This is a genomic window from Streptomyces sp. NP160 (assembly GCF_006335115.1).
Classification (GTDB): domain Bacteria; phylum Actinomycetota; class Actinomycetes; order Actinomycetales; family Quadrisphaeraceae; genus Quadrisphaera.
Genome location: NZ_VDMJ01000004.1, coordinates 1 through 21,762 on the forward strand (window position 1 = coordinate 1; position 21,762 = coordinate 21,762).

Here is a 21,762-nt window from a genome sequence, read left to right on the forward strand (position 1 = left end):
GGACCCAGAGCGTGGTGGGGACCCTGCCGTTGGCGGCGGGCTCGACTTCTCGCCGGTGGGCAGGGTGCTGTGGTCGGGGTTGGCGGGGCTGGGCCCCGACGGTGGCCCACCGTCATCCGGCCCCTCGTCGGGCCCGTCATCCGGCCCGTCCTCCGGCCCGTCATCCGGCCCGTCATCCGGCTCGTCGTCCGGTCCGTCATCTGGCCCGTCGTCGGGGTCCTCGGGGTCGGTCAGGTCCTCATCCGCGAGGTCGTCAGCGAGGTCGTCGGCGAGCACCACGATGTGGACCTCGGACAGGTGGGCGCGCTGCTCCGGGGTGGGGATGCGCACCAGCTCGCGGGTGTCCGCAGCGATCGGACCCACCGGCGACTGCCGCCGCTCAGCACCCCCACAGCCATCGCCATCGCCATCGCCATCGCCATCGGCGTCGGCGTGGGCGTCGGTCTGGCCGTCGGTCAGGGGCTGGCCCAGGGCCTGCGCGATGGTGTGCGGGGTCGGGGAGAAGTCACCCACCACCAAGCTGACCAGCACATCAGCACGCAGCTGCGCCCGGGTGCGCCGCTCCTGCTCCTGCTTAGCGAGGTCGGTATCGGTATCGGTGTAGGTGTCCCCGTCCTGGGCGTTCGCCGCGATCTGGTTGATCACCTGCCACACCCGCGCCGCGTCCGCGGTTTCCAGGTCCGCCACCACCCGCTGACACCCCGGCTTGGGCGAAGGCCGCAAGACCACGTCCCGCTCCTGCACCCCCGCGGCCATCGCCCGGGCCGCATACCCCGGGTCCGCTTCCAGGGCAGCCTCGTCCAACGCGTCCACCAACCGGGCCCGGCTCAACGTGGCCGCCGCAGCGACCGCCGTGGCCTCCACCACCTGGCGCGCGGCCTTGCCCGACGGCTCCCTGCGGCAGGCGGGCGCACACCTGGGCCAGCACTCGCAGCTGCGCCGGGCTCATCCGTCCAGCCAGCAGCGCCGCCTCAGCAGCGGGCAGGTCGCCGAGCTGACGGGCCAGCCCCACCAGGGAGGTGGCGGTGCCCCCGGCGATCCGCAGCACCGGAGCCAGCTCGTCGGAGGCCGGGCGGCGGGAGTCCTTCGCGGCCGCCCGGGCGGGGTTCTCGGCGAGCTTGGCGGCGTCCAGACCGGCGATGAGGTTCAGGTGCAGCGCGAACAGGTAGGACGCGCAGCGGTCGCTGGCGGCGGTGACCTCGGTCCACTCCCTGCTGGTCAGCTCCAGCCCCTGCACCGGGGAAGCGGGGCCAGCTTCACCGTCCTCGGCGGCGGTACCGGTGGGGACCTGCCGCTGCCCGACGGCGCTCAGCAGCGCGTCCAGGGCTGCCAGCTGGGCGGGGCCGGGGTCTCCGGCCACGGCGGCGGCGATGGCCGGGCGGACGCGGCGTCGTTCGGCGATCGACCCGGTCAGCGGGTCCTCCAGCAGCTGGTGGGTCCACCAGTCGGTGCTGAAGCCGACCGGACCCGCCTCGCCGTCCAGGTCGACGTGGTCGAGCCCGTCGCGCTCGAGCGGGCGGTCGGCAGCATCGCCGACCGCCCGCTCCGGGGGCGCGCTCGAGGTCATGTCCTGAACGCTAGAGGTCACCACCGACAGTCCGGTGGACCTCGTCACCGCTGGTCAGGGGCGTGATCATGACATCGCGCTCCGTGAGGTCCCCGCGCGTGGGCCACACGCGCGGCGCCGTCAGGCGGGGCCGTAGACGAGGTGCACGACGCCGTTCTCGAACGGGGTCGCGTGCAGCAGCGACAGCTCCACCCGGGCGCCGTCGGCGAAGAGGCGCAGTCCCTCGCCGAGCGCGAGCGGGTAGGTGATCAGGTGCAGCTCGTCGACGAGGCGGTCGGCGAGCATCGCCCTCACCAGCTGCACGCTGCCGCTGACGTAGACGTCGCCGGAGGCCTGGTCCTTCACCCGCTGGACGGCGTCCGGCGAGTACTCCACCGCCGTCGCCGGGCCCCAGTCCAGGCCGTCGGGCCGCGAGGTCACCACGTGCTTGGGGGTGTCGTTGAAGAAGGGGGCGCCCGGGTCCTCCTCGGCCGTGCGGGTCGACCAGGCCGGCGCGAACATCTCGTACGTCGTGCGCCCCAGGAGGATGTCGCTGCACCCGGCGGTGATGCTGCCGATGGCCGCCATCATCGGCTCCGTCCACGGGTAGGCCGCCGTCCAGGACGGGGTCTCCACCACCCCGTCCAGCGACATGAACTCGTGCACCTTGATCTTGCCCACGCTCGTGCTCCGTCCGTCCGAAAAAGGGGTCGTGCCAGGAGGACCGCCGCGGCGGTCCGGAGTCACCGGTCTGCCTCAGAAGCCGAGGGTGAGGCCTTCGTCGTCGTCCCGGGCCGCGGCGCGGTCGGCGGCGACGCGGGCGCGGTACTCCTGGGCCAGCGACGGCGCGTGCTGCGAGAGCCACAGCTCGAGCTGCTGGCGGCAGCCGTTCTTGCGGCACCAGCGCTCCCACCGCTCGGGGGTCGCGTCCTCGTGCTCGAACGTCGACAGGCGGCGGTCGCACAGCGACCTGCCCGTGAGCCGGGGGTCGGGCCAGTGCACCCGGCGGTCCGCGCCGTCACCGGCGCCCCAGGTGAGCCTGACGACCCTGTCGGCCGAGGGGTCGGTGGTGGGCACCGGGCCATCTCAGCACGTGCTCAGCACATGCAGGTGCCGCTCGCAGACCTCACGGTGAAGCAGTCGGGGCAGATGCTCGGCGGTGCGGCGGGCACGGGGGCCGCCTTCTTGGGCGCGGCGGCCCGGGTGCTGCTCGCCCGCGGTGCCGCGGCGGCCCGCGGTGCCTTGGGCTCCTTCGGCGCGCGAGGCGTGCTGCTCGCAGGCCGGGACGCGCCGGCGTGGCGGGTGAGGCGCTCGACGACGTCGCGCTCGTCCTGGTCGCCGGACTCGACGGCGGGCTGGCCGCCGAAGTGCATCCACACGCGGCGGCGGGCACCCCCGCCCGTGTCGGTGCCGTCCACGAGGGACGCCTCGCGCACCACGAGCGCCGACAGGTCGGGCTCGCCGCGGCGGGCGCAGTCGGCGGTGATGACCTCGAGGGCCTTGCCCAGGCCGCGCGAGGTCACCGCGCCGTCGGTGGCCTCGGAGGCCTCCGACGGGGGCACGACCCGTCCCTCCTCCGCGGCGGCCAGCAGGGCCTCGCGCAGCATCGGGATCGCCTTGAACAACCGCGCGGGGAGGGCTTCGGATCCGAGCGACGTCACGGCCCTACTGTCGCACCCCGCGCCCCGGCCGAGACACCCGCAACGGGTGACTCCTCGGTGGACGGGGACCGCTGCGCGTCCAGCGCCGCGTGCACCACGCAGTCGCGTCCGGAGGCCTTCGCCTCGTAGAGCGCGCCGTCCGCCTGGTCCACCATCGCGCCGACGAGCTCCCTCAGCTCGTCGTCGGAGGCCCTGGCGCCGGGACCGATCCCGCCCTCCGGGACCCAGCAGCGGTCGGTCCCGATGCTCACGGTGACGGGAGGCAGCGCCTCGACGCGGTGAGCGGCCACCGCAGCGCGCAGCCGCTCGCCGACGGCGACCAGGTCCTGGTCGTCGGCAACGGCGGTGACGACGAGCAGCTCCTCCCCGCCCCAGCGGGCCACGAGGTCGTGGGAGCGCATGCCGGCGCGCACGCAGCCGGCGACCGCCTGCAGCACGCGGTCGCCGGTGCCGTGCCCCCAGGTGTCGTTGACGGCCTTGAAGTGGTCGACGTCCAGCAGCAGCACGGCCAGGGCGGAACCGGGCCGTGCGGCCGACCGCACGAGGGGTGGGATCGCCTGCGCGACGCCGTGGCGGTTGAGCAGGCCGGTGAGGGGGTCGGTGCGCGCCGCGGCCTCCGACCTGGCACGAGCCCGCTCCAGCGCCGTCGCCAGCGCCGACACCACCACCGCCGGTGCGGCGATCAGCACCGTGACCGCCACGGCGTTGAAGACGAGGTACGGGGTCGCCAGGTCCAGCTGGCGGAGCAGCCCGACCGCCGTGGCCACGGCCCCGGCGACCAGACCGACGAGCGGCCAGCCCCGGTGGTGCACCGTGGCCACCGCCGCCACGAGGGGGAGGGTCGCGATGGACAGCCAGCGCCAGTGGACGTCGGGCACCAGCGAGCCGTGCACGCCCACCAGCACGATGCCGACGACGACGGCCGCGGTGATCTCGCGACCCCGGACGTCCCGGCGCGCCGCGAGGGCGACCGCCAGAGCCGTCCACACCGCGGCCAGTCCGAGCAGCTCACCGCGGTGGGCCTCCTGGACGGGGGCGGCGCCGAGGGGCAGGGAGGCGACAGCCACCAGCGCCGCGGCGTCCAGCAGCACCAGCGCCGCCATGAGCGCCGTGCGCCACTCGATCACGTCGCGGAGCTTCTCCACGGCACCGGCCAGGGTCACGGCTCCTCATCGGTGGGCCGCTCACGGGCACTTGAGCGGCGGAGCAGCTCATCGCCCGATCGCCGCCGGGCGCGCCGGGTCGCGCGACCACTGCGACCACGAGCCCGGCCACAGCCGCGCCCCCCTCGCACCGAGGTGCTCCAGCACCAGCAGCCGGTGGCAGGCGGTCACGCCCGACCCGCAGGAGGAGACGACCTCCTGCTCGCCCGCGACCCCACCGGAGCCGTCGACGACGACGCCCGCCGCCGCGAGCCGCTCGCGCAGCACGTCGTCGGGCAGCAGGCGGCCGTGGGCGTCGACGTCCTCGCGCACCGGCAGGCTGACCGCGCCGGGCACGTGGCCGGCACGGGGGTCGAGGGCGTCGAGCCCGCCCGCGTAGCGCTCCGCGGGTCGGGCGTCCAGGAGCACGGCGTCCGGGTCCGCGCCGGCGCGGGCGGCGTCGTCGACGTCCGCCAGCAGGTCCTCGGGCCACGCCGTCGGCAGGGGAGCGCCGGGGGTGAGCGGGGTGCGCGCCTCGCCGGCGCCGGTCTCCAGCGGCCGCCCCGCCTCCCGCCACGCCAGCAGCCCGCCGTCGAGGAGCGCCGCCGGGCGACCGAGGGCCCGCAGCATCCACACGAGGCGCGCGGCGATGACGCCCCCGGCGTCGTCGTAGGCGACGACCACCCGCTCGTCGTCGCCGTCGTCCACGGGGAGCCCGAGCCCGGCGAGGGCGCGCAGGAACGCGTCCGGGGCGGGCAGCGGGTGGCGGCCCGCCGCGTCGGACGGCGGCCCGGCGAGCACGCCGTCGACGTCCACGCGGACGGCCCCCGGCAGGTGGCCCGCGGCGAAGGCGTCCGCGGGCGAGCGGCCGTCGGGGTACCAGCGGACGTCAGCGAGCGAGGCGCGCCCCTCCGCGAGGCGGGTGTCGAGCCAGGCGGCGTCGACGAACGGGGGCACAGGCGGCAGGACGGACGGCGGGACGGACGGCGTGGCGGGCACCCGCCGATCCTGCCGGTCGACCCTGCCGGGCGGACACCCCAGGCCGGTACGGTCGGGCCCTTCCCGTCGCCCGGAGGCCACTGTGTCGGACCCCACGTCCCGCTACCCCGAGCAGCCCCGCCAGCCCGACGACGACCAGCCGCCGGGGCAGCCCCCGGCGTACGTGCCGCCGCCGGGGTACGAGGAGTACGCGCCGCGCCAGCAGGCCCCGTACACCGGGGACCAGCCGGCCTACCAGCAGCCGTACCAGCAGGGCTACCAGGGAGCCCCCTCGCGGCCGACGTCCGTGGTCGCGGTGATCGGACTCGTCCTGGCGTTCCTGCTCAGCCCGGTCGGAGCGGTGGTCTCCGCGTTCGGCATCGGTGACACCCGCGGTGGTCGCAAGGCGGGCCGGGGGCTGGCGGTCGCCGGTGTCGTCGTCGGCGTCCTCGGCACGCTCCTGTGGATCGCGGGGATCCTCGCTGCGGTCGCGTTCGTGCGGAGCGCTGCAACGACCGTCAGCGACGTCGCGTCGTCCTTGTCGACCGCCACGGAGCTCCCGAGCGGCCTGCCCAGCGAGTTCCCCAGCGACCTCCCCAGCGACCTCACCGACCTGCCGGGCACGGAGGACGGCGCGGCGGACGTGTCCGTGGACAGCTGCGACGCCCTCGTCGGTGGTGTGGCCACCGGGCGGGTCACCATCACCAACAGCACCGGCGCCGCCGCTTCCTACGTCGTCAACATCGACGCGCTCGACGCGAGCGGTCAGGAGGTCGGGGAGCTCTACGCCGTGCAGGACTCGGTCGAGCCCGGGCAGAGCGTGCAGGCGGAGGCGTTCGGCTACGTCGACGCCGGCGCCGACATCGCCTCCTGCGAGGTGTCCCAGGCGGCGCGCACCGCCGGCTGACGGCCCACGGTGACGACGGGGTTGGTCAGCCGGCCGACCCCCTCGACGACCACCGTGACCACGTCGCCCTCCTGGAGCGTCACGTCCGCGGGGGGCACGAGCCCGGTGCCGGTGAGCAGGACGACGCCGTGCGGGTGCTCCAGCCCGGCGAACAGCCACGCCGCGAGCTCCTCGAAGGTGCGGGCCATGGCGGCCGTCGTCGTCGTGTCCTCGTAGACGACCGTCCCGCCGCGCTCGATGGTCACGGCCAGGCCGAGCGGGCCCTGCGGCGCGTCCCAGACGGGCACCACGCCCGGCCCGAGCGCGCAGGACCTGTCGTAGACCTTCGCCTGCGGCAGGTACAGCGGGTTCTCGCCCTCGATGGTGCGGCTCGAGACGTCGTCGCCGGGCACGTAGCCGAACAGCTCGCCGCGGCTGGTGAGCACCAGGCCGACCTCCGGCTCGGGCACGTCCCAGCCCGAGTCGACGCGCACGCCCACCGCCCCGCCGTGGCCGACCACGCGCCCGGCGGTGGCCTTGAAGAAGATCTCGGGGCGGTCGGCGTCGTAGACGAGGTCGTACACGTCGGCGTGGTCGGACTCCTCCGCGCGCCCGTCGCGGGAGCGCTGGTAGGTCACGCCCGCCGCCCACACCTCCTGGGCGTCCACCGGGGCCAGCACGGCCGCGTCCGGGTCCACGGCCCGCGCGGCCCCCGTGCGCCCCGCCTCCTCCAGGACGGCCCGCGCCTCCTGCAGCGGGAGCGCGAGCAGCTCGCGCAGGGGCGGCACCTCCACCGCGGTACCGCCCTCCCGCAGCTCCCACCGGTCTTCCGTCGTCCTCACCAGCAGCGCCATCGCTCAGCTCCCCGTCGTCCCCGTCGTCCCCGTCGTCTCCGTCGCCCCACTGCTCCGCAGGGCGCCCAGCGCCTCCAGCGCCCTCTGCGCGGCCCGCGTGCGCAGCCGTCCCACCGACCCCGTCGACATCCACGCCACGTGCGGGGTCACCAGCACGCGCGGGTCGGCCAGCAGCGGGTCGTCCGGGGCGGCGGGCTCGGTCCACCACACGTCGAGCCCCGCCCCGGCCAGCTGGCCCGAGGCCAGCGCGTCCTCCAGGGCGCCGCGGTCCACCAGCCCGCCGCGGGCCGTGTTCACGAGGAACCCCCCGCGCGGCATCGCGCCCAGCTGCTCCGCGCCGACCAGCCCGCGGGTGCCGGCGGTGAGCGGCACGTGCACGCTCACGGCGGTGCTGCGCGCCCACAGCTCCTCGGGCGCTACGAGCTCCACACCGGCCTCGCGCGCCACCTCCGGCGCCACGAACGGGTCGCTGGCCACGACGACGACGTCGAACGCGCGCAGTCGGCGCGCCACCTGCTGCGCGATGGCGCCGAGGCCCAGCAGCCCGACCGTGCAGTCGGCCAGCTCGCGCGGGTCCGGCAGGTCGCCGCGGGCCGGCCAGCTCCCGGACGCCGCCGCGGCCGACCAGGCGGGCACCCCGCGCAGCAGCGACAGCAGGAGCGCCGTGGCGTGGTCGGCCACCTCGCGGGAGCCGTAGTCGGGCACGTTGAGCGCTGTCACGCCCAGCTCGGCGGCGGCCTCCAGGTCGATGACGTCCAGCCCGACGCCGTAGCGGACCACCGCGCGCACGTCCGGGCACTCCTGCAGGACCCGGCGGGAGATGGGCGCGTACTGCACGAGCAGCGCCGAGGCGCCGCTCTCCCGGACGGCGGCCACGACCTCGTCCTCGGTGCGGCAGGCCGCCTCCACCAGGCGCCAGCCGACCGGCTCGAGCACCGCGCGCTCGAGGTCGGCCGGGCCCATGTCGCAGTCGGTGACGAGGACCGTCGGGCTGCCGGAGCTCACGGGCGGACCGTCGCGGGAGCCAGGAAGGAGCGCTCGCCGTGCACGGCGAGCTCGGCGAGCACGGCCTGCGGGTCCCCGCCCTCCACCACCTCGAGCAGGCGGCGGTGGCGCTTGACGTGGGTGACGAGGTCCTCGTACTCGTTCTCCCGCGTGTAGAGGTTGCGCGCCATGCACAGCCGCTGCTGGCGCTGCACCGAGGCGTAGGCGGCGTCGAGCCGGCCGTGCCCGGCGAGGGCGACCAGGGCGGAGTGGAAGTCGTAGGCGGCGCTGACCAGCGCGCCGCGGTCGGCGGCCTCCGCCTCCCTCTCCATCCGCGCGAGCGCCTGGCGGCACCGCTCCAGGCGCGCCGGCACGGTGACGGGCACGCCCAGCTCCACGGCGAGGCGCTCCAGCGCGCTGCGCAGCGTGAGGATCTCCATGACGTCCTGCTCGGTGAGCGTGGTGACCACCGCACCGCGCCGGGGGCGCACCTCGATGAGGCCCTCCTGCTGCAGCGTGCGCATCGCCTCGCGCAGCGGCGGTCGGCTGATGCCGAGCTCCTCGGTCAGCCTCTCCTCGGTGAGCCGCTCGCCCTCCGCCAGGGCCCCGGACAGGATCATCCGCCGCAGCTGCTCCACCGCCAGCTGCACCAGGCTCGGCGCCTGGATGAGCGGGGCGGGAGCCGGCGGGTCGGTGGTGGCGTGGCTCACGGTCGTCTCCTGGGGTGGGGCGGTGCAGGGCGGTGCGACAGGTCTAGCCCCGCAGCCGCCGCAACGACAGTCTTGTCTTCGTGTCGTGTCTGTTGTAGACAATATCCATCGAGCCACCGGCGCGCCAGGACGGACTGCCGCGCCCACCGCAGGCTCACGGCGCTGTCGAGACCCGTGGAGCGCCTCCGCCCTCAGCGACGAGGAGCCGCATGTCCACGAGCACCGCCCCCACCCAGCAGGCGACCAGCAGCACGGGGGGCCCCGACCTCGCAGCGCTCTACAAGCACCTGCGCGTGGTCGACGTCGCCGACGCCCTCGACGGCATCGGCTACTTCAACCTCACGCTCATGTCGCCCGAGCTGCGGCCCCTGTGGAGCGGCATGCGCTTCTGGGGCCCGGCCGTCACGATGCGCGCCGTCCCCTCCAACAAGCCGATGTGGAAGCTCGACTCCACCCAGGACATCGTCGAGGCCCACCGGATCTGGTTCGAGCGCTACCCCGCGACCCGGCTGCCCGACGACCTGCCGGCGAACCACGTCATCGTCATGGAGTCCGGCGGTGGCCCCGAGGTCGGCTTCTGGGGCTCGGAGAACGCCATGGGCGCGGTCGGCAAGGGCGCCGCCGGCATCATCACGGACGGCTACTGCCGCGACACCGCCGAGATCGAGCTGCAGCGCACGCCCGTCGTGGCCCGCAGACGCGGCCGCACGATCATCCCCGGCCGCATCGAGGTGGTCGAGGTGCAGGGCACCATCGCCTGCGGCGGGGTCCGGGTGGACCCGGGAGACGTCGTCGGCTGCGACGAGGACGGCGCCGTCGTCGTCCCCGCGGCCGTGGCCGAGGAGGTCGCGGTGCACGCCCGCGCCATCCTCCTGGCCGACATGCACGCCCGCCGCCGCCACTACGACGCGCAGGGCAAGAAGCCCGACTCCACGGTCGACGCCGACGCGGTCATCGCGTACTACGAGAGCCTCTGAGGCGGACCCCGTGCCGCTCGCCCGAGGCTCGACCTCGGTCGGCTTCGCCGGCCTGGGGAACATCGGCGCGCCCATGGTGCGCGCCCTGCTGGCCGCCGGGTGGGCGGTCACCGTCAGCGACCTCGACGCCGGCCGCGTGCAGCGGCTCGTCGACGAGGGCGCGAAGCCCGCGGGCAGCCCCGCCGACCTCGCCGCGTGCGACGTCCTGCTGCTCGCCGTCTCCGACGACGCCGCCGTCACCGCGGTGCTCGAGGGCGACGACGACGGCGAGGGCTGGCTGGCGGCCGGCGCCTCCGCCGGAGGGGGCGGCGGCGACCGGCTCGTCGTCGTCCACAGCACCGTGCTGCCCGCCACGGCGGTGCGGCTGGAAGAGGTGGCCCGCGACCGCGGCGTCGCCCTGCTCGACGCCCCCGTCAGCGGGGGAGCGGAGCGCGCCGAGAGGGGCGACCTCACGGTGTTCGTCGGTGGCGAGCCCGACGCGGTCGAGCTCGGCCGTCCGCTGCTGGACGCCGTGGGCTCCCGCGTGCTGCACGTGGGGCCCGCGGGCGCCGGCGCCGCCACCAAGCTGGCCAACCAGCTGATGATGCTGTCGGCGCTGGCCGGCGCCCACGAGGCGGTCGAGCTGGCGGCGGCCTACCAGGTGGACGAGGCGACCGTGCTCGACGCGGTGTCGTCGTCCACGGGCGGGTCGTGGGTGGCCAGCAACTGGGGCTTCTTCGACGCGACGTCCGCCGCCTACGACGCCGCCGGCACCCCGCGGCGCGAGCGCCCGTGGAGCAAGGACCTCTTCGAGGTGGTCGAGGCCGCGCGCTCCGCGGACCTGCGGCTGCCTGTGGCGGCCCTGCTCTCGCAGGTGCTGGCCGACCGGGTCGAGGCGCACGCCGAGCGCGCGAGCCGGGGGGACGGGTCGTGAGCGCGGTGGACGCGCCGGCCTCGCCGCTGCACCCGCAGCGCGCGGTGGAGCCGCCCCGGGTCCGCCCGTCGGCCCGCCGGCGGCGCGAGGCGCTGGTCGCCTTCGTGTTCCTGCTGCCGTGGTTCGCGGGGCTCCTCGGGCTGACCATCGGCCCGATGCTCTACTCGCTGTACCTGTCCTTCACCCGGTACAACCTGCTCTCCCCGCCCCAGTGGCGGGGGCTGGCCAACTACCGGGCGATGCTCACCGACCCCCGGCTGGCCAGCTCGGTCGAGGTCACGGTGGTGTACGTGGCGCTCGCGGTGCCGGGCATCCTGGTCGTCTCCCTCGGGGTGGCGATGGTGCTGGCCCGCGGCATGCGGTTCCTGCCGCTGTACCGGGCGGCGTTCTACCTGCCGTCCCTCATCGGTGCGAGCGTGGCGGTGTCCTTCCTGTGGCGGCAGCTGTTCGCCGGCGACGGCGTGTTCAACGCGCTGCTCGGGGTGTTCGGCATCGACGGGCGGACGTGGATCGGTGACCCGGACACGGCGCTGCTCACCCTCGTGGTGCTCAGCGTGTGGACGTTCGGCTCCCCGATGATCATCTTCCTGGCGGGGCTGCGGCAGGTGCCGCGCGACCTGTACGAGGCCGCCGAGGTGGACGGCGCCGGGCCCGTGCGCCGGTTCGTCAGCGTCACCCTGCCGCTCATCAGCCCGCTGATCTTCTTCAACGTGCTGCTCACCACGGTCAACGCCTTCCAGGCGTTCACCCCGGCGTACGTCATCTCCGGGGGCACCGGCGGCCCGGCCGACTCCACGCTCTTCTACACGCTCTACCTGTACCAGCGCGGCTTCACCGAGCTGGACATGGGCTACGCCTCGGCGATGGCGTGGGCGCTGCTCGTGGTGCTCGGGATCTTCACCGCCGTGATGTTCGCGACCTCCCGCTTCTGGGTCTACTACGGAGACGAGCGATGAGCACCAGCGCACCCCCGAGGCCGCCGTCCAAGCCGCAGGGCGCCCACCCGGCGACCAGGATGGTCGTCGACCAGCGGAAGCCGTCGCGGTCGGCGCTGGTGCGGGGCCTGGCCCGGCACGCCGTGCTCGTCTGCGTGCTGGTGGTGGTCCTCTACCCGCTGCTGTGGATGGTGGGCGCGTCCTTCCGGCCCGGCAACGAGGCGTTCGGCACGCTCGGCCTCTGGCCGCGCGACTTCACGCTGGACAACTACCGCGACGGCTGGTCGTACGGGACGCTGGACTTCTCCCGCTACTTCCTCAACAGCCTCGTCATCTCGGCGCTGGCCATCGTCGGCAACGTCGTCTCGTGCGCCCTGGCCGCGTACGCCTTCGCCCGGCTGGAGTTCCCGTTCAAGCGGGTGCTGTTCGCCATGGTGCTGGCCACGCTGCTGCTGCCCTACCAGGTGACGATCGTGCCCCAGTACGTGCTCTTCAACGAGCTCGCCTGGATCAACACGATCCTGCCGCTCACGGTGCCGAAGTTCCTCGCCACCGACGCGTTCTTCATCTTCCTCATGGTCCAGTTCATCCGGACCCTGCCCCGGGAGCTGGACGACGCCGCCCGCCTCGACGGGTGCGGGCACTTCGGCATCTTCTGGCGGGTCATCGTGCCGCTGTCGCTGCCGGCCATCGGCACCACCGCGATGTTCACCTTCATCCGCACCTGGGACGACTTCCTCGGCCCGCTGCTCTACCTCAACAACCCCGACCGCTGGACCGTGACGCTGGGCCTCAACGGCTTCCTCGACGCCACCGGCACCAGCGCGTTCGGCCCGCTGTTCGCCATGGCGACCCTGGCGGTCGCCCCGATCGTCGGCTTCTTCCTCGTCTCCCAGCGGCTGCTCATCGAAGGGGTCGCCACCAGCGGCCTCAAGTGACCTCTCTTCTGCCTGTCAATGTCGACAATCCCTGATCCAGGAGGCACCACCGTGTCCAGCTCCACCACCGACCGCTCCCCTCGCAGCCGCCGCACCCGCCGGCGGGCGGCCCTGCTCGCCGGCACCGCGGCGCTCGCGCTCTTCGCCACCGCCTGCTCCGGCGGCACCCGCGTCGGCGGTGACGCGCCCTCGGCCGCCACCGGCGAGGACGCCGGCAAGGGCGAGGTCACCGGCGCCGTCCGCTTGGCCTACTGGGGCTCCGGCGCCCGCGTCGACCTCACCAACGGCGTCTCCGACCTGTTCGTCGAGGAGCACCCGGGCGTCACCGTCACCCCGGAGTTCACCGACTTCGCCGCCTACTTCCAGCGCCTCAACGTGCAGGCCACGTCCGGCGGCATGGCCTGCATCACCCAGCTGCAGGGCCGTCAGCTCAACGACTACGCGGGCCAGGGACTGCTCGTCGACCTGCAGCCCCTGGTCGACTCCGGCGCCATCAACGTGGACGACATCCCCGCCGAGGTCCTCGACACCGGCCGCGGCCCGGACGGCAAGCTCTACGAGATCCCCTACGGCGCCGCCTACGACGCGATCATGGTGAACACCACCCTGGCCGAGCAGGCCGGCGTGGGCACCCCGCCGGAGGGCTGGACCTGGGACGACTTCTTCACCTACGCCACGAAGGCCAAGGCCTCCCTGCCCGACGGCGTGGCCGGGGTGAACCTCCTCGGCGGGCACCCGAACACCTTCATCGAGTGGCTGCGGGGCAACGGCAAGGAGGTCTTCGACGGGAAGGAGGCCGCCTTCACCGCCGACGACGTGGTCGAGTACTGGGGCCTGTGGGAGCAGCTGCGCACCTCCGGCGTCACCATCTCCGCCCCCGACCGCGCCGCCGAGGCGGCGCAGGTCGAGCAGAGCTGGGTGGCCCAGGGGAGGACCCTGCTCGACAACAAGCCCGGCAACCAGCTCGGCCAGGCCCAGGGCGCCATCGACGGCGCCCAGCCCGGCGCGAAGCTCACCACGGTGCAGCTGCCCCGGGGCGACGACGGCGCCTCCAGCACGGTGCTGTTCACCTCCGGCTGGTCCATCCCCACCAGCTGCGACAACATCCCCACCGCCGCCGCCTACATCGACTTCTGGGTCAACGACCCGGAGGCCAACGCCCTGTTCGCCTCGAACAACGGCGCGGTGACCAACACGAAGATGCTGGAGGCGCAGCTGGCCGACACCTCCCTCGCCCCGGCGGTGCGCCAGAACCTCGAGCTGTTCCAGCAGATCGTCAAGGACGAGCCGCCGACGGTGCTCTACCCGGCCGGGTACCAGGCCAACTTCGAGACGGCGTTCACCCGCTCCTACGAGGCGGTGGCCCTCAACGGCGCCGACCCGCGCGAGACGGCGCAGCAGTTCGTGGACAACCTCAACGCCGCGCTGGCGCAGGCCTGATGGACACCGTGGACCCCGGCACCGCGCCCCCGGGGGCGCTGGCCGGCATGAGGGTGCTCGACCTCACCCAGGTCATGGCCGGGCCGTTCTGCACCATGGTGCTGGCCGACCTCGGCGCCGACGTCATCAAGGTGGAGAACCCCGACGCGGGCGACCAGACCCGCCGCTCGTGGGGGCGCTCCGGGATCGGGGAGGACAGCCGCGCGTTCCTGTCGCTGAACCGCAACAAGCGCAGCGTGGTGCTCGACCTGAAGTCCGACGAGGGCCGGGACGGCTTCCTGGCGATGGTGGCGGACGCCGACGTCGTCGTCGAGAACTGGCGGCCGGGCGTCGCCGAGCGGCTCGGCGTGGGCTGGGAGGTGCTCTCCCGCGTCAACCCGGCGCTCGTCTACGCGAGCATCTCGGGCTTCGGGAAGACCGGTCCGTACGCGGACCGGCCCGGGTACGACCTCATCGCCCAGGCGATGACCGGGGTCATGTCCATCACCGGCGAGCCGGACGGGCGCCCGGTGAAGAGCGGCATCCCCGTCGCCGACCTGGGGTCGGGCCTGTTCTGCGCGGTGGGCATCCTCGCCGCGTGGACCAGCGCCCGGCGCACGGGCGTCGGCCAGCAGGTGGAGACGTCGCTGTTCGAGTCGGCGCTGGCGCTGGCGGTGTGGGAGTCCACCGAGTTCTGGGACACCGGGCGCACGCCCGCCAAGCTCGGCTCGGCCAACCGCATGTCAGCGCCCTACCAGGCCCTGGCCACCCGCGACGGGCACGTCACCGTGGGGGCGAACAACGACCGGCTCTGGCGGCGGCTGTGCACAGCCCTCGACCTGGAGCACCTCGTCACCGACCCGCGGTTCTCCACCAACGTGGGGCGGATGGCCCACCTGCCCGACCTCGTCGTGGCCCTGGAGGAGCGACTCGTCGAGCGGGACACCGACGAGTGGGTGCAGGTGCTGCTCGGGGCGGGGGTGCCCGCCGGGCCCATCCAGGACTACCGGCAGGTGCTCACCGAGGACCCGCACGTCAAGGCCCGCGAGATGGTCGCCACCTTCACCCACCCCGTGGAGGGGGAGGTCCCGGTGCTCGCCTCGCCGCTGCGCCTGTCGGAGACCCCGCCGGTGATCCGCCGGCCGCCGCCGCTGCTCGGGGAGCACACCGAGGAGCTGCTCGCCCGGCAGCACGACGTCCAGCACGCCGCCTCGTGACGGTCCTGCCGTGACGGGCCGGGTCCGCGCGGAGCACCACGGGGGAGTGCTCCGCGCGGTCCTCGACCACCCGCGCCGGCTCGGGGCGCTGACCTCGGCCATGTACGACCAGCTGGCCGAGGTGGCCGCCCTCGCCACCACCGACCCGTCCGTGCGGGTGCTCGTGCTGGCCGGCACCGACGGCGCCTTCGCGGCGGGCACCGACGTGCGCGTGCTCGCCGCCGACGTGCTCGGCGCCCCCGACGCCGGCGAGGCGGGCGTGGCCTACGAGCGGCGGGTCGGCGCGGTGCTCGAGGCCCTGGCCGCCGTGCCGGTGCCGGTGGTCGCCGTGGTCGACGGGCCCGCCGCCGGCGCCGGCCTCGCGCTCGTCGCGGTCAGCGACGTGGTGGTGGCCGGCCCGCGGGCGCGGTTCGGGCTGCCGGTGGCGCGCACGCTCGGCAACTGCGTGCCCGCCGCCGTCGTCGCGGCGCTCGCGCGGCGCACCGGACCCGCGCGGGCCCGCGCGCTGCTCCTCACCTCCCGCATGCTCGACGCGCCGCAGGCCGCCGCGGCCGGGCTGGCGGACGTCGTCCTGGGCGCCGAGGAGCTGGACGACGGCGTGGCGCAGCTGCTGGACGGCCTCCTCGCCGCCGCACCCGGCGCCCTGGCCGCCTTCAAGGAGACCGACCGGCGCCTCGCCGCCGCGGCCTGGCCGGCCGGGTTCCCGGACGACACCGACCTCCTGCGCGCCTGCTACGGCAGCGCCGACTTCCGCGAGGGCGTCACCGCGTTCCTCGACCACCGACCGCCCCGCTGGGAGGCGAGATGAGCCAGCAGACGAGCCAGCAGATGAGCCAGACCTCCGTGGTGGACGCCCACCACCACTTCTGGACCTACGGAGAGGCCGACCAGTCGGCCTGGCGCACCGGAGCCCACGGCGCCATCGCCCGCGACTACGGCCCCGCCGACCTCGCCGGCGAGCTCGCCGCCGCCGGCGTGGACGCAGGAGTGCTCATGCAGTCGGTCGACGAGCCCGCCGAGAACGACAGGCTCGCCGCCTGGGCCTCGCAGACCCCGCACGTGCGGGGCGTCGTCGGGTGGCTCCCGGTCCTCGACCCCGCCGCCGCCCGCGCCGAGCTGGCCCGCGCCGACACCACCTCCTGGTGCGGCGTGCGCACGCTGGTGGGCCGAGACCCGCTGGAGCGGCTCGCCGACCCCGGCGTGGTCGCCCTGTTCGCCGAGCTCGCCGAGCGCGGGCTCGTGTGGGACGTCGTCCCCATCACCCCCGAGCAGGTCCGCGCCGTCGCCGGCCTGGCCCGCGCGGTGCCGCAGCTGCGGGTGGTGGTCGACCACCTCGCCCGGCCCCCGCTCGACACCGGTGGCTGGGAGCCGTGGGCCTCCAACGCCGCCGCGCTCGCGGAGCTGCCCGGGGTGGCGCTCAAGGTGTCGGTGGGCGTCGACGCGCTGACGGCGTGGGACGCCTGGCGCGCCGACGTCCTGCCCCGCTACGTCGGCCACGTCCTGGACGGCTTCGGCGCCGACCGGCTGCTGCTGGCGAGCAACTGGCCGGTGGTGCTCCTGCGGGCGAGCTACGCGCAGGCGTGGGGCGACCTGCGCGACGCCGTCGCCAAGGCCCTCGCCGACGGAGGGTCCGACGACGTCGAGGGGGCCCTCGCGCAGGTCTGCGGCGGCTCCGCCGTGCGCTGGTACGGGCTGTGAGGGCTGGCCAGGGGCCGCTGCTGATCGCGCTGGGGGAGCGCCGGCCGGTGGTCGACGACGGCGCGTGGGTGGCTCCCACCGCGGTGCTCGTCGGTGACGTGCACGTCGCCGCCGGGGCGAGCGTCTGGTACGGCTGTGTGCTGCGCGCCGACGGGTCGCCGATCCGCGTCGGGCGGGACAGCAACCTGCAGGACGGCTGCGTCGTCCACGCCGACGCCCACGGCGCCGTGGACGTGGGCGAGCGCGTCTCGGTGGGGCACCGCGCCGTGCTGCACGGCTGCACCGTCGGGGACGGCGCGCTGGTGGGCATGGCGGCGGTGGTGCTCACCGGAGCGGTGGTCGGCGCGGAGGCGCTCGTGGCCGCCGGGGCCGTGGTGAAGGAGGGCGCCGCCGTGCCCGACCGCGTGCTCGTGGCCGGGGTGCCCGCCCGGGTGCTGCGCGACCTCACCCGGGCCGAGCTGGAGCGCGTGCGCGCGAACGGACCGGCGTACGTGGAGCTCACCGACCTCCACCGCACCGGGGTGGAGCAGTGAGGCGGGTCGGGCTGGTCGGCGCGGGGTGGGTGGCGCGCCAGCACGCCGCGGGGATCGCCGCGGTGTGCGCCGGCCGCGCCGAGGTGGTGGCCGTGTGCGACCCGGACCCCGCCGCCCGGGAGGCGTTCGCCGTGGAGCACGCGGGGGTGGAGCCGTTCGGAGGGGTGGAGGACCTGCTCGACCACGCGGCCGCAGGTGCCGGGGTCGACGTCCTGCTCGTGCTGACCCCGCCCGCCGTGCGCGACGAGGTGGTCGACCCGGCGCTGGAGCGCGGTGTCGCGCTGCTCGTGGAGAAGCCGTTCGCGCCCCGCGGTGCGCACGCGGTGGAGCTGGTGCGCCGCGCCGAGGCCGCCGGGGTGCCGCTGGCGGTGAGCCAGAACTTCCGCTGGTACCCCGAGCAGCAGTGGCTGGCGGACCGCGTGCGCTCGGGCGAGCTGGGGCCGCTGCACCTGCTGGAGCACCGCTCCTTCCAGGACCGCCCGCAGGCGCCCGGCGTCTGGCGGGCCTCCGAGCAGCGCCTGGAGATGGCCATCTTCAGCGTGCACCTCATCGACAGGCTGCAGTGGCTGGCGGCCAGCCCGCCGCGCACCGTCAGCGCGCTCACCCGCCGCGACCCCGCCTCCGGGCTGCCGGGGGAGCAGCTCGCCGCGCTGCTGGTCTCCTTCGAGGACGGGCTGCTCGCCACGATGACGTCGTCCTGGAGGGCCCGCGGCCTGCCCACCCAGGAGCTGCGCGCCGACGGCGAGCACGGCAGCGCCAGGACGTCCCGCGAGCACCCCATGGCCGGGCCGGCGCTCGGTGAGCTGCAGCTGCGCGGCGACGAGGTGGTGGAGGCGTCCTTCGTCGACGCCGGGCCCGTCACGCGCGCGCACCTGTCGTACGGGAGCAGCACCGCGGCGCTGCTGGACGCGCTCGACGCCGGGGTCGAGGCTCCGCACAGCGGCCGCGACAACCTCCGGACGATGGGGGTCATGGACGCCGCCTACCTGTCGGCGTCCCGCGGTGGTGCCGCGGTCGACGTCGAGGAGGCGCTCGGCGGCGAGGTGCTCGCAGGCCCCGGGGCGGTGTGGCGGTGAGCGCGGGCACCCGGGCGGGCGGGGCGGTGCGGGTCGGCCTGGTCGGGCTCGGCAACAGCGGCTGGTACTACCACGCGGAGCAGAACCTCGAGCCGGCGAGAGCGGGTGGGCAGCTCGAGCTGGTCGCCGTCTGCGACGCCGACCCCGCCCGCGCGGCGGCAGCGGCGGAGCGCTTCGGCGCGCGGGCCCACACCGACTGGCGCGCGCTCGTGGCGCTCGAGCCGGAGCGGGGCGGCGTCGAGCTCGTCGTCGTCGCCCTGCCGCACCACCTGCACCGGGACGTCGTGACCGGGGCGCTGGAGGCGGGGCGCCACGTGCACGTGGAGAAGCCGATGGCCACCTCCCGCGCCGACGCCGACGCGATGCTCGCCGCGGCGCGCGCCGCGGGCCGGCAGCTGTCGGTGCATCAGCAGCGGCGGTGGGAGCCCGACTTCCAGCGGGTGCTGCAGCTCGTGCGCGAGGGCGCGGTCGGGCCGGTGCGCCGCGTGGAGGTGCACCGCAGCCACGCCGGCCGCTACCGGACGGCTGGTGACGGCACGCCCCACACCGGCGACGACGTGGCCACCTGGACCGAGGGCGCGGACACCGGCGGGGGAGTGGGCTGGCTCATCGGGCCGCACCCGGTCGACCAGGTGCTGCAGCTGCTCGGCCCACCCTCCGGGGTGACGGGCACCGCGCACCGGCCGCCCGGCTCGGACGTGGAGGACCACCTGCGCATCGACCTCGTCTTCGAGCAGCGCGGGATCAGCGCGAGCGCGCGCATCGACGTGCACCGCGAGGCCGAGCACGCGGCGCCGAGGTTCCGGGTGGTCGGCGAGCGCGGCGACATCACCAGCGAGGACGGCACGGCGGTGGTCGTGCGTGACGCGGGTGGCGCCGTCGTCGTCGTCCACGACGGCCTGGAGCCGCCCGGCCGGCTGGGGGCGGAGCTGTACGCGAGCCTCGCGGCGTCGCTGCGCGGCGGCCCGCCGGTGGCCGTGCCGGGTGAGCAGGGGCGCGACGTCGTCGACGTCCTGGAGCGAGCGCTCGCTCCTGCGGGGAGCGGTCGCCGCACGGTCAAGGTCGCCATCGCGCCTGCCGATGCGAGGAGTGGATGAAGGAGTCGTCCAGGACCGTCCCGGAGGACACCGTGCCCCTGCCTCGACCCTTCACCGCCACCCTGCGCCGCCAGCTCGTGCTCCCCGCGGCCGCGGCCGTGGTCCTCACCGCGGTCGGGCTGACCGCCCTCGGCAGCTGGCGCTCCGAGTCGCTGCTGACCGACGTGCAGGCCGACGTCCAGGAGCTGGACGCCGCTGCCCTGCGCGCCACCGGGCAGCAGGTCTCGGACATGATCGCCGCCCAGGCGGAGGCCGTGCAGGCCCGTCTGGACACCAGCCTGGTCGCCGCCCAGGACGTCATCGACCGCGAGGGCGGCACCACCTACGGCGCTCCGGTGAGCTGGCAGGCCAAGAACCAGGCCGACGGGTCCGTCACCGCCGTGGACCTGCCGGGGGTGCAGCTGGGCGGGCGCTGGATCGGACAGGTCTCCGACCCCGCAGCGCCGGTGTCGGGCATCGACGAGGCGGCCAGGGTCACCGGCGCCTCGGTGACCCTGTTCCAGCGCGTCAACGAGCAGGGCGACATGCTCCGCGTGGCGACCACCGTGGTCACCGCCGAGGGCCGCCGGGCCATCGGCACCTACATCCCCGCCACCAACCCCGACGCGAGCCCCAACGCGGTGGTCGCGTCCCTGCTGGCCGGCGAGGTCTTCCACGGGCCGGCCACGGTGGTGGGACGGCCCTTCGTCACGGTGTACGCCCCCACCCGTGACGCGGCCGGCGCGGTGACCGGCGCCCTCTTCGTGGGCCTCCCGCAGGAGGAGGTCACCGCGGACCTGCGCCAGAGGCTGGAGGCCTCTGTCGTCGGACGCTCTGGTGAGGTGGTCGTCTACTCGAGCGCCCCCGCGTCGCCGGGCCTGGCGGTCGTGCCGCCGACGGGCGTCCCGGCCGGGCAGCCGCTGCTGGACGACGCCGACGCCGCGGGGGAGCCCTACGTGCAGCGGATCCTCGACACGGCGGCGGGGCTCCCCGAGGGTGGTTCGACCACCCTGCGGATCGATGCTGCGGGTGGACCGGCGTCGGTCGGGGTGTCCGAGTACGCGCCGTACCAGTGGGTGGTGACGGCGTGGTCCCCCGAGGCCGACGTCGCAGCGGTCACCGACCGCATCCAGGAGGGGGCCGCGTCCCAGACGCGCGACATGCTCCTGGCCGGTCTCGTGGTCGCCGTGGTGATGTCGCTGCTGGTGGCACTGCTGGCCGGACGCATCGTGCGCCGCGTCCAGCGGCTGACCGAGGCGCTGCGCCGTGTGGCCGGACGCGACCTCTCCGGGGGAGCGGACCCCCAGGACGCTGCGCGACCCGACGAGCTCGGAGCCATGGCCAGGGCCGTGGACGAGGCCGTGGGCGGGGTGCGTGCCGCGGTGTCGGCCATGAGTGACGGCGCCGCCCAGCTGCAGCGCACCAGCTCGGCGCTCGTGGCGGTGAGCGAGGAGCTCGCCGGGGGAGCGCAGCGCACCGCGCAGGAGGCGTCGGCGGCGGCCAGCGGCGCCGATGACGTCTCGGCGGGGGTCCACCACGTCGCCACCGCGGTGGAGGAGCTGCGGGGGGCTGCTGACGAGGTGTCCCACACCGTGGGCGCGGTCTCCGAGGTCGCCGCCGGAGCGGTGCTCCGAGCGGCGGCGGCCAACGGCACCGTCGAGCGCCTCAGCGCCTCGACCCAGCGCATCGAGGACGTGCTCGGCACCATCAGCGCGATCGCCTCGCAGACGAACCTGCTGGCGCTGAACGCGACCATCGAGGCCGCCCGGGCGGGGGAGGCGGGCCGGGGCTTCGCCGTGGTCGCCGGGGAGGTCAAGCAGCTGGCCGCGCAGACGGCCCGCGCCACCGAGGACATCGCGGGAACGCTGGACTCCGTGCGCGCCGAGGCGGCGGCCGCCGCCGAGGAGATCCACCGCATCACCGCCACGATCACCGAGGTCGACGGCATGCAGCGCGACATCACCACGGCGGTCGACGCCCAGCGCCGGACAGCGACGTCGGTCGGGGCCGTGCTGTCGTCGGCGGCCGAGCGCACGGAGAGCATGGCGACCTCGATGCAGGCCCTGGTGGGGACCGTCAGCGACACCACGGCCCAGGCCGCGACCGTCAGGACGGCCACCGGGGAGCTGGGCGGGGTCGCTGCTCGTCTGACCCGCGAGGTCAGCCACTTCGTCGTCCGCTGAGCTGGCGGCGGTGCTCCCCGTCCTTCGACGACCGGT

At 75.3% G+C, this 21,762-nt stretch carries 22 protein-coding genes and 1 pseudogene; 13 read left to right on the plus strand and 10 right to left on the minus strand.

Annotated elements, in window-relative coordinates:
• The 7 genes and pseudogenes from FHN55_RS02190 to FHN55_RS02220 all read right to left on the minus strand — a co-directional run.
• Positions 1-654 (minus strand): annotated as a pseudogene (locus FHN55_RS02190) (hypothetical protein); the annotation flags it as partial.
• The gene (locus FHN55_RS02195; protein ID WP_139710376.1) at positions 575-1,567 is read right to left on the minus strand and encodes a hypothetical protein; all 993 of its coding nucleotides are present in this window, start codon (positions 1,565-1,567) and stop codon (positions 575-577) included. The gene FHN55_RS02195 and the pseudogene FHN55_RS02190, both read right to left, overlap by 80 nt.
• Before the next feature lie 120 nt (positions 1,568-1,687).
• On the minus strand, positions 1,688-2,227 hold the full coding sequence (locus FHN55_RS02200) for a dihydrofolate reductase family protein (protein WP_139710377.1): 540 nt from the start codon (positions 2,225-2,227) through the stop codon (positions 1,688-1,690).
• Between the two features lie 75 nt (positions 2,228-2,302).
• On the minus strand, positions 2,303-2,623 hold the full coding sequence (locus FHN55_RS02205; RefSeq protein ID WP_139710379.1) for a hypothetical protein: 321 nt from the start codon (positions 2,621-2,623) through the stop codon (positions 2,303-2,305).
• A 20-nt stretch (positions 2,624-2,643) separates the two neighbouring features.
• Positions 2,644-3,207 carry a hypothetical protein gene (locus FHN55_RS02210; RefSeq protein ID WP_139710382.1) on the minus strand — a complete coding sequence of 188 codons (564 nt, stop codon included), beginning with the start codon at positions 3,205-3,207 and terminating at the stop codon, positions 2,644-2,646.
• Entirely contained in the window at positions 3,204-4,370 is a 1,167-nt protein-coding gene (locus FHN55_RS02215; protein WP_139710383.1) for a diguanylate cyclase, read from the minus strand. The genes FHN55_RS02210 and FHN55_RS02215 overlap by 4 nt, the downstream gene beginning before the upstream one ends.
• A 48-nt stretch (positions 4,371-4,418) precedes the next feature.
• The gene (locus tag FHN55_RS02220) at positions 4,419-5,348 is read right to left on the minus strand and encodes a sulfurtransferase (RefSeq protein WP_218974269.1); all 930 of its coding nucleotides are present in this window, start codon (positions 5,346-5,348) and stop codon (positions 4,419-4,421) included.
• 82 nt (positions 5,349-5,430) lie between these two features.
• On the opposite strand from FHN55_RS02220, the gene FHN55_RS02225 reads away from it, so the two are divergent.
• A complete protein-coding gene (locus tag FHN55_RS02225; RefSeq protein WP_139710385.1) occupies positions 5,431-6,234 on the plus strand; it encodes an FxLYD domain-containing protein in 804 nt (267 codons plus the stop codon).
• Here FHN55_RS02225 and FHN55_RS02230 read toward each other — a convergent pair.
• The 3 genes from FHN55_RS02230 to FHN55_RS02240 are packed head-to-tail and all read right to left on the minus strand — an operon-like array spanning position 6,168 to position 8,761.
• Positions 6,168-7,067 carry a fumarylacetoacetate hydrolase family protein gene (locus FHN55_RS02230; RefSeq protein WP_139710387.1) on the minus strand — a complete coding sequence of 300 codons (900 nt, stop codon included), beginning with the start codon at positions 7,065-7,067 and terminating at the stop codon, positions 6,168-6,170. The two genes, FHN55_RS02225 and FHN55_RS02230, sit on opposite strands and share 67 nt — an antisense overlap.
• A 3-nt stretch (positions 7,068-7,070) precedes the next feature.
• Complete coding sequence (locus FHN55_RS02235) at positions 7,071-8,072, minus strand: C-terminal binding protein (RefSeq protein ID WP_139710389.1); 1,002 nt, start codon at positions 8,070-8,072, stop codon at positions 7,071-7,073.
• Positions 8,069-8,761 (minus strand): GntR family transcriptional regulator, encoded by a 693-nt coding sequence (locus FHN55_RS02240; protein ID WP_218974270.1) that lies wholly within the window; start codon positions 8,759-8,761, stop codon positions 8,069-8,071. The genes FHN55_RS02235 and FHN55_RS02240 overlap by 4 nt, the downstream gene beginning before the upstream one ends.
• Before the next feature lie 209 nt (positions 8,762-8,970).
• Here FHN55_RS02240 and FHN55_RS02245 point away from each other — a divergent pair, with 209 nt between their 5' ends.
• Genes FHN55_RS02245 through FHN55_RS02300 form a run of 12 tightly spaced genes read left to right on the plus strand, consistent with a single transcriptional unit; the run spans position 8,971 to position 21,726 of the window.
• On the plus strand, positions 8,971-9,738 hold the full coding sequence (locus FHN55_RS02245) for an RraA family protein (protein ID WP_139710391.1): 768 nt from the start codon (positions 8,971-8,973) through the stop codon (positions 9,736-9,738).
• 10 nt (positions 9,739-9,748) lie between these two features.
• Positions 9,749-10,651 carry an NAD(P)-dependent oxidoreductase gene (locus tag FHN55_RS02250; protein ID WP_218974271.1) on the plus strand — a complete coding sequence of 301 codons (903 nt, stop codon included), beginning with the start codon at positions 9,749-9,751 and terminating at the stop codon, positions 10,649-10,651.
• Complete coding sequence (locus FHN55_RS02255; RefSeq protein WP_257570634.1) at positions 10,648-11,607, plus strand: carbohydrate ABC transporter permease; 960 nt, start codon at positions 10,648-10,650, stop codon at positions 11,605-11,607. The genes FHN55_RS02250 and FHN55_RS02255 overlap by 4 nt, the downstream gene beginning before the upstream one ends.
• Positions 11,604-12,524 (plus strand): carbohydrate ABC transporter permease, encoded by a 921-nt coding sequence (locus tag FHN55_RS02260; RefSeq protein ID WP_257570635.1) that lies wholly within the window; start codon positions 11,604-11,606, stop codon positions 12,522-12,524. The genes FHN55_RS02255 and FHN55_RS02260 overlap by 4 nt, the downstream gene beginning before the upstream one ends.
• 51 nt (positions 12,525-12,575) lie before the next feature.
• Positions 12,576-13,964 carry an ABC transporter substrate-binding protein gene (locus FHN55_RS02265; RefSeq protein WP_180357583.1) on the plus strand — a complete coding sequence of 463 codons (1,389 nt, stop codon included), beginning with the start codon at positions 12,576-12,578 and terminating at the stop codon, positions 13,962-13,964.
• Positions 13,964-15,160, plus strand: coding sequence for a CaiB/BaiF CoA-transferase family protein (locus FHN55_RS02270; protein WP_218974272.1), 1,197 nt, complete (start codon positions 13,964-13,966; stop codon positions 15,158-15,160). Before FHN55_RS02265 ends, FHN55_RS02270 begins: the two co-directional genes overlap by 1 nt.
• Positions 15,161-15,170: 10 nt before the next feature.
• Positions 15,171-15,968: an enoyl-CoA hydratase-related protein gene (locus FHN55_RS02275; RefSeq protein ID WP_139710395.1), complete on the plus strand. Its 798-nt coding sequence runs from the start codon at positions 15,171-15,173 to the stop codon at positions 15,966-15,968.
• The gene (locus FHN55_RS02280; RefSeq protein ID WP_139710397.1) at positions 15,965-16,858 is read left to right on the plus strand and encodes an amidohydrolase; all 894 of its coding nucleotides are present in this window, start codon (positions 15,965-15,967) and stop codon (positions 16,856-16,858) included. Before FHN55_RS02275 ends, FHN55_RS02280 begins: the two co-directional genes overlap by 4 nt.
• Complete coding sequence (locus FHN55_RS02285; RefSeq protein ID WP_218974273.1) at positions 16,855-17,391, plus strand: gamma carbonic anhydrase family protein; 537 nt, start codon at positions 16,855-16,857, stop codon at positions 17,389-17,391. Before FHN55_RS02280 ends, FHN55_RS02285 begins: the two co-directional genes overlap by 4 nt.
• Positions 17,388-18,467, plus strand: coding sequence for a Gfo/Idh/MocA family protein (locus tag FHN55_RS02290; RefSeq protein WP_218974274.1), 1,080 nt, complete (start codon positions 17,388-17,390; stop codon positions 18,465-18,467). Before FHN55_RS02285 ends, FHN55_RS02290 begins: the two co-directional genes overlap by 4 nt.
• On the plus strand, positions 18,464-19,564 hold the full coding sequence (locus tag FHN55_RS02295) for a Gfo/Idh/MocA family protein (RefSeq protein WP_180357584.1): 1,101 nt from the start codon (positions 18,464-18,466) through the stop codon (positions 19,562-19,564). Before FHN55_RS02290 ends, FHN55_RS02295 begins: the two co-directional genes overlap by 4 nt.
• A 32-nt stretch (positions 19,565-19,596) precedes the next feature.
• Positions 19,597-21,726: a methyl-accepting chemotaxis protein gene (locus tag FHN55_RS02300; protein ID WP_180357585.1), complete on the plus strand. Its 2,130-nt coding sequence runs from the start codon at positions 19,597-19,599 to the stop codon at positions 21,724-21,726.
• Positions 21,727-21,762: the final 36 nt, after the last annotated feature.

What these genes read in the sequence shown, in the direction of transcription:
- FHN55_RS02195 (WP_139710376.1), bottom strand. Translation starts at nt 1,567, where the DNA reads ATGACCTCGAGCGCGCCCCCGGAGCGGGCGGTCGGCGATGCTGCCGAC.
- FHN55_RS02230 (WP_139710387.1), bottom strand. Translation starts at nt 7,067, where the DNA reads ATGGCGCTGCTGGTGAGGACGACGGAAGACCGGTGGGAGCTGCGGGAG.
- FHN55_RS02245 (WP_139710391.1), top strand. Translation starts at nt 8,971, where the DNA reads ATGTCCACGAGCACCGCCCCCACCCAGCAGGCGACCAGCAGCACGGGG.
- FHN55_RS02260 (WP_257570635.1), top strand. Translation starts at nt 11,604, where the DNA reads ATGAGCACCAGCGCACCCCCGAGGCCGCCGTCCAAGCCGCAGGGCGCC.
- FHN55_RS02270 (WP_218974272.1), top strand. Translation starts at nt 13,964, where the DNA reads ATGGACACCGTGGACCCCGGCACCGCGCCCCCGGGGGCGCTGGCCGGC.
- FHN55_RS02280 (WP_139710397.1), top strand. Translation starts at nt 15,965, where the DNA reads ATGAGCCAGCAGACGAGCCAGCAGATGAGCCAGACCTCCGTGGTGGAC.